Annotated in this window: 5 protein-coding genes and 3 pseudogenes; 5 read left to right on the top strand and 3 right to left on the bottom strand. The window is 60.7% G+C overall.

Annotation, left to right across the window (positions count from 1 at the left end; genetic code table 11):
• The 3 genes and pseudogenes from gatB to EOA85_RS24085 form a co-directional block, all read left to right on the top strand.
• Positions 1-490 (top strand): annotated as a pseudogene (gatB, locus tag EOA85_RS24095) (Asp-tRNA(Asn)/Glu-tRNA(Gln) amidotransferase GatCAB subunit B); the annotation flags it as partial.
• 4 nt (positions 491-494) lie between these two features.
• Positions 495-1,190, top strand: coding sequence for a hypothetical protein (locus EOA85_RS24090; RefSeq protein ID WP_065008199.1), 696 nt, complete (start codon positions 495-497; stop codon positions 1,188-1,190).
• 23 nt (positions 1,191-1,213) lie between these two features.
• Positions 1,214-1,776: pseudogene (locus EOA85_RS24085) on the top strand (GNAT family N-acetyltransferase); the annotation flags it as partial.
• Between the two features lie 83 nt (positions 1,777-1,859).
• Here EOA85_RS24085 and EOA85_RS24080 read toward each other — a convergent pair.
• On the bottom strand, positions 1,860-3,257 hold the full coding sequence (locus EOA85_RS24080; RefSeq protein WP_127211430.1) for a glycosyltransferase family 39 protein: 1,398 nt from the start codon (positions 3,255-3,257) through the stop codon (positions 1,860-1,862).
• 590 nt (positions 3,258-3,847) lie between these two features.
• On the opposite strand from EOA85_RS24080, the gene EOA85_RS24075 reads away from it, so the two are divergent.
• On the top strand, positions 3,848-4,300 hold the full coding sequence (locus tag EOA85_RS24075) for a phasin (RefSeq protein WP_065008202.1): 453 nt from the start codon (positions 3,848-3,850) through the stop codon (positions 4,298-4,300).
• Positions 4,301-4,409: 109 nt separating this feature from the next.
• On the opposite strand, the gene panC is transcribed toward EOA85_RS24075, so the two are convergent.
• Both panC and panB read right to left on the bottom strand, forming a co-directional pair.
• On the bottom strand, positions 4,410-5,261 hold the full coding sequence (gene panC / locus EOA85_RS24070) for a pantoate--beta-alanine ligase (protein WP_127211429.1): 852 nt from the start codon (positions 5,259-5,261) through the stop codon (positions 4,410-4,412).
• Positions 5,262-5,274: 13 nt separating this feature from the next.
• On the bottom strand, positions 5,275-6,135 hold the full coding sequence (panB, locus tag EOA85_RS24065; protein WP_127211428.1) for a 3-methyl-2-oxobutanoate hydroxymethyltransferase: 861 nt from the start codon (positions 6,133-6,135) through the stop codon (positions 5,275-5,277).
• Between the two features lie 247 nt (positions 6,136-6,382).
• Between panB and EOA85_RS40150 the strand changes: the two are divergent.
• Positions 6,383-6,450, top strand: a pseudogene (locus tag EOA85_RS40150) (NADH:ubiquinone oxidoreductase subunit NDUFA12); the annotation flags it as partial.

Genomic DNA, 6,450 nt, shown 5'->3' with positions numbered 1-6,450 from the left:
CTACGACGCCTCGATCCTGGTGTCGGAAAAGGCGGTCGCCGACTATTTCGAGAAGGTGGCCGCTGGTCGCGACGGCAAGCTCGCCGCCAATTGGGTCATCAACGATCTGCTAGGCGCGTTGAACAGAGCCGGCAAGGGTATTGAAAATGCTCCGGTTTCGCCCGATCAGCTCGGCGCGGTTATCGACCTGATCAAGGAGGGCACCATCTCCGGCAAGATCGCCAAGGATCTGTTCGAGATCGTTTGGAACGAAGGCGGCGATCCGCGCCAGTTGGTCGAAAGCCGCGGCATGAAGCAGGTCACCGACAGCGGCGCCATCGAAAAGGCGGTCGACGAGGTGATATCAGCCAATCCGGACAAGGTCGAGCAGGCGCGCGCCAAGCCGACCATGGCCGGCTGGTTCGTCGGCCAGGTGATGAAGGCGACAGGCGGCAAGGCCAACCCGCAAGCGGTCAACGATCTCGTCAAGGCCAAGCTCGGGATCGAATAGCGCAATGAACGCAAGACCACGGCCGCGCAATCAGGCAGGTCTCTCGTCGGCGCTGCTGATCGCAGGTGCCGTGCTGCTTTTCGTCGGCACGCTGTTGCATCCGATGCATGAGGACCCGAGTGATGCGCTTCGCGCCTTCGGTGAGTATTCCGCCGATCACAATTGGCTTTTTAGTCACATGGCCCAACTTGCCGGTGTCGTGGCGATGATCGCCGGCATGCTTTTGATCATTGGCCGTCTGTTCGACGGTCCGGCGCGGGGCTTTGCTCTGCTCACCATCGTATTTGGCGCGGCGTCGCTTGCGGCTGCGGCGGCTTTGCAGGCAGTCGACGGCATCGCCCTGAAGGCCATGGTCAACGCATGGGCCATGGCTGACGATGCGGCAAAGGCATCGCTGTTCAACGCTGCCTTTGCGGTGCGGCAGATCGAAATCGGCTTTGCCGCGGTGAGCGCCGTGCTGCTCGGCCTGACCGTCCTGCTCGCCAGCATCGCGCTGCAACAGGCGAAGCACTGTCCAGTCTGGATGTCGTTGCTCGGCAGCGCAGGGGCTGTTGGCGTCCTGATTGGCGGCGTCGCCACGGCGGCAACAGGTTTCTCCGATATCGCCATGGCGGCCAACATGGCGGGCAGCCTGGTGCTCCTCATCTGGGTCGTGCTGCTTGCCGTGATCGATCTCAAACGCAGACCTGTCGAAGCATAGCCGAGCCGTCAGCGAGAAAACCGATGTTCGTTCGCACCGCCAGCGAACGCGATCTGGTTGCCCATCCGGGCGCTGCTGGTCGAAACGTGGCATGCCACCTATGACGCCATCTATGGTGCTGCCAAAGTCACCGAGATCACTGACGAATGGCATTCGATCGCCTCGCTCAGCGCATGACCCCGAAATCGGAATCGATTTCGGAAAGGATCATGCGCAAAATCAAAAGTGCTACAACGTCCTTTGCGCGTCCGAAGGACGCGCGACGCTGTAGAGCGCGGCTGACACGGCCGAACTCCGAATTCCTGGTCGCAGACGACGGCAGGCTCATCGGCGGCATGGCTTTCGCCGCAGCCACCGCGGATGCGAAGATCGTAATGCTGAACCAGCTTTACGTGCATCCGACCTGCCAGAGGCAAGGGATCGCCAGGCGCTGCTGGAAGAGGTCGAGGCCCGCTTTCCTGTGGCGCGGACGCTGCGTGTCGAAGTGGAAGAGGCAAACGCTCCGGCCGTCGCCTTCTATCGCTCGAAAGGGTTTTTGCCCGCCGGCAACACCGCCGACTGTGGCGGCGGTTCAGGGCTGCCGGCGAGAAGGCGATCGGATAGATTTGTCTGCCCGGATATGTCGCAGTCAGTTGCGTTTTACGGGCTGCGCGGTCGGTTGCGGCGCCCTCAATGTTGTCCCTTGAGGACGACAAGATAGCCTCGTTCGACGTGAAGGCGGAAAGCGATTTGCTCCGACGTCCCAGTGTCCTTGGATTTGTCGATGACATAGCCGCCAGGATGCGAGCGAAGCCATTCCTCGGGATTGTCAGTGCTTTCGAACGGCTTCTGCAGCCGGGCCAGGAAACCGACCTCGTCCTGGTAGTCGAAGGCGACGGCCCAGTCGGCGTTCTTTCGCTCGGCGATGAATTTGGCCAGCGGCATGAGATCTTCGCGTCTGAAAGAGGTCGCTGATGCTGCGGCATGGCCGATGCCGAAAATTGCGAGCAGGACGAAGGCCGAGTTTCTGAGCCTCGCGGGGGGAATCTCCGCCATGAAATACCCGAACAGGATGGTCGCAAATGGCAGCATCGGCACCAGATAGTGAGGTTGCTTGCCGGATATCGCGCTGAAAACCAGTAAAACCGCGACGAACGAGAACGACAGCAGGCGCAGTGCGCGCAGGTCCGGCGATTTCGTGTCGATCAGGCCACGTATCCGGGCGCCCAGCTTCAGCCGCCACACTTCGGGTATGAAGATCCACGGTATGAGCATGATCGGCAACAGCACGACGTAGAAATAGAACGGCCGGCCATGGGAGTTGTGCAGGTGGCCGGTGACACGCCCTGCCGACTGGTTCCAGACAAGGTCGTAGACGAAGTTGCCTTTCGTCTGGATGGTCGCCGGCACCAGCCAGATCGCCACCGGGATCAATGCGGCGAGAATTGCCAGACCCGCCCCGGCAAAAAATTTCGGCGTCGCCAGCCCGGCCTGCCGATCGCGCCAGAACGGATAGAGCAGGATAGGGGCGCCGACATGGATGAGCACCACCGGACCTTTCGTCAAAACACCCAGTCCGATGAACAATCCCGCCAGCACGGCGTGCCAATGGTTGCCGTTTTTGGCAAAGGCAAGCAACGACAAAAGCGCGGCGAGCACGAAGACAGTCAGCAGCATGTCGAACAGGATCAGCGTCGAATAAATCACGAAGATGGTGCTTCCGGCGACGAGCCAAGGGATACGGCTTGCGATGTCGTCGCGCCTGGGAAAGAGGGTTTTTGTCAGACGCGTCGTCAGCCAGATGACGAGCGACGACGCGACGAAGATGACGAGCATCGCGGCAACCCGACTTGCGCCGAAAATGTCCCAGGCCAGGTCAATAAGCCAGAACAGCAGCGGCGGCTTTTGCAGATAGGGCGCGAAATTCATCGTCGGAACGAAGATCTGTCCGCTCAGATACATCTCCCAGGTGACGCTGAGATATCGCGTTTCATCGACCGGCAGGAGCGGCCGGAAGGCGACCGCGATGCAGGTCAATGCAAGCAGGAACAGATAGGGGAGCAGCCGCTCGACATGTGCCGGTATCAAGGTTGGGATCCGCGCCAGGAAACGTTCTCATTCCAGCCGAGCATCGATGCTGCGCTCCTGGAGCGCGCAGGACCGCACCATGATTTTGGCCGAATTGTAGCCGAGCCGGCCTGGTAGCTTGGATTCTGAAGATGTCGTCCACAAAGGTCTAAAACATATGCAGATTGGAATTAGGGTGAATTAGGGTGACAGTGCAGTTTTTGCGCTGTTTGCTCGGCTGTGCTGGCCGGTGGGGAGCGAAGCACTTCTGGATCGGATTGCCGAGCAAACCGAAAAAACCGTGAAATCCGGAAAACGCGGCAGTCGGGGAAATAAAAGGTGCACTGTCACCGTAATTCGCGAGGCGAACCGTGTATCGGACAGGCGCGATTGGAGCGGGCCACTGTTTTGCAATTCTTGCCTGAATACTTTCTCAGCTGTCGTCCGCAAAACCCGCCCGGTAAGAATTCAGCAGTGGCTAACGCTGAGGCAAAAAAGGCATGGTGCGACGCACAAAAATATTGCAATGCACTGCAGATGCCGTAACGTCAGGCTGCTAGATGAACGAGACGGCTTTTCTACAAGGTCGCCAACCGCAAAGGATGGAAACTATGACCAAGACCGCTGATAAAACTGCTGAAATCATCGAGAATGCAGAAGTCCCGACCGCGGCAACCGATCAGTTCCGCGCTGTCGCCGAAAAGGGCGTCGAGCAGTCGAAAGAAGCCTTATCGAAATTGGCGACCGGCGCCGAGGCGACCCAAAAGGCTCTTGAGTCATCCTTCGAAACAGCCAAGACCGCTGGCAATGAGCTGTCGCTGAAGACGATCGCCGCGCTGCGCGCAAATGTTGAGGCCAGCTTTTCTCACCTCGAAGCCCTGGTTGCCGTGAAATCGCCCTCCGAGTTCATCGAACTGCAGACTGCCTTCCTGCGCAAGCAGGTGGAAAAGACCGTCGAGCAGGGCAAGGAGTTTCAGGCGGCCGCGACGAAAGCCGCCGAAGACGTATCCAAGCCGATCAAAGATGTCTACGAGAAGGCGATGAAGGATCTCAAGGTCGCCTGATTGGCCTAATGCATGTCGCGCAAAAGTGCGAAGCGGTCTTGCGATAACGACAAGCATAAAAACAAGAACTTAAAGCGCGTCGCATGAATCCATCCAAACGCGACGCGCTTTAGGCGGAGGGAATTTCCACATTGTCGATCAGCCGGGTCTTGCCCAGCCAGGCGGCTGCGAGCAGGCGTCCGTCACGGTTTCTCCGCCATGGGGCGAGCGTCAGGCTCTCGCGCGCCGCGACATAATCGATTTTGTCGAAGCCAGCCTTGACGAGCGCGCGGCTGGCCTCGGCGGTCGCGCTGCCTTCATCCGCGCCTGCCGCTAGTGCCGCCGCCGTCCGGCGCAATATGGCGTTGAGCTGGCGCGCCACCTCCAGCTCGGCTTCGCTCAGATACGCATTGCGTGAGGACATGGCGAGGCCATGTGCGTCGCGTACCGTTGGCGCGCCGATGATTTCCACCGGCAGATCGAGGTCGCGGCAGAGCTGCCTGACGACGCAAAGCTGCTGGTAGTCCTTTTCACCGAAGACCGCACAGTCGGGCGACGCCTGCAGGAAGAGCTTTGCCACGACCGTCGCGACGCCGTCGAAGAAGGTCGGACGGAAATCCGATTCCAGCCCGGCGGCTGGCCCGCCGACCGAGATCCTTGTGGCGAAGCCAGCCGGATACATCTCCGCCACACTAGGGGTGAAAGCGAGTTGGGCGCCGGTCTCGGCCAGCCGGTCGAGGTCGCGGGCGAGTTGGCGCGGATATTTGTCGAGGTCTTCGCTCGGCGCGAACTGCGTCGGATTGACGAAGATCGAGAGAACGCAGCGATCGGCCTTTTCGAGTGCGATCCCGATCAGCGAGACATGGCCGTCATGCAGTGCACCCATGGTCGGCACCATGGCAAGGCTGAGGCCATCGCGACGCCAGTCGCGGATTTGCGCGCGAAGGGCGGCGACGCTGTCGACGATGAGAGGCCGGCTCATGCTTTGTCTCGGCTCATTCTTTGTCCCAACTCATTCTTTGCCCTTGTTCGGCTGCGGCCGAAAAGACGTGGTTCGGGCCGGGGAATGTCCGGCTTCGCACCTCCGCTGCATAGCTGGCTGCCGCCTGCGATATGACGCTGCGCAGGTCGGCATATTCCTTGACGAATTTCGGCACGCGGTCGACGGTCAGGCCGACCATATCGTCGATGACCAGGATCTGGCCGTCGCAGTCTCCGCTGGCGCCGATGCCGATGGTTGGAATGGAAATGTGCCGGGTGAGGTCGGCGGCGACGGTCTCGACGGTGCCTTCGATGACTACCGAAAACGCGCCGGCCTTCTCGACCGCGCTGGCGTCGCGATAAAGCGCCGCCACATTCTCCTCGGTACGGCCCTTGATCCTGTAGCCGCCGTCGCTTTCCACCGATTGCGGCTGCAAGCCGATATGTCCCATGACCGGAATGCCGGCAGCGACGATCGCCGCGATCTGCCGGGCAACGGTAACGCCGCCCTCCAGCTTGACGGCCTGACAACCGGTTTCGTTGACGATCCGCCGAGCCGAGGCGACGGCTTGGCACGGCGGTGCCTCATAGCTTCCGGCCGGCATGTCGACCACCACGCAGGCCCTGGCCGAACCCCGCATCACCGCTTGTCCATGGGCGATCATCATCTCCAGCGAAGCGCCCAGCGTGGTCTTGTGGCCATGGAGAACCATGGCGACGCTGTCGCCGACCAGAAGCAGGTCGACATGATCGTCGAGCAGGCGAGCGACGGGATAGGTGTAGGCGGTGAGGCAGACGACCGGCACGCCGCACTTGCGCAGGCGAATGGAGCTGGCACTGATTCGCAGCTCAGGGTCGGATGAATCCGGGGCCATCTTTACCTCCCTCAACCGTCAATCAGACTGGATTCCTGCATGGGACGCGCAGAGCTTTAGAAAGACGGGGCAGCCTTGGCAAGGGATGCTTCGACCGCCGCGAGAGGCTCGCCGGGTTTGCATCGGTTTTCTGACAGCCATTTGCGTGGCGCTTGCGGCAAAATCCTTGCCTTAGCGATGGCCTGACGCCATAAGCAGGAAACAGGCGCCGCCGCTGCCGCCGCGAGGGCTTGCCACGAGGATTTGGATGAAGACTTTCCTTCTGCAGTTTTTCACCTGGTGGAATAGCCAGACGCTGGGCACGCGCTTCCACAC

Source organism: Mesorhizobium sp. M5C.F.Ca.IN.020.29.1.1 (assembly GCF_003997375.1).
Taxonomy (GTDB): Bacteria; Pseudomonadota; Alphaproteobacteria; order Rhizobiales; family Rhizobiaceae; genus Mesorhizobium; species Mesorhizobium wenxiniae.
This window is presented reverse-complemented; position numbering and strand designations above follow the sequence as displayed.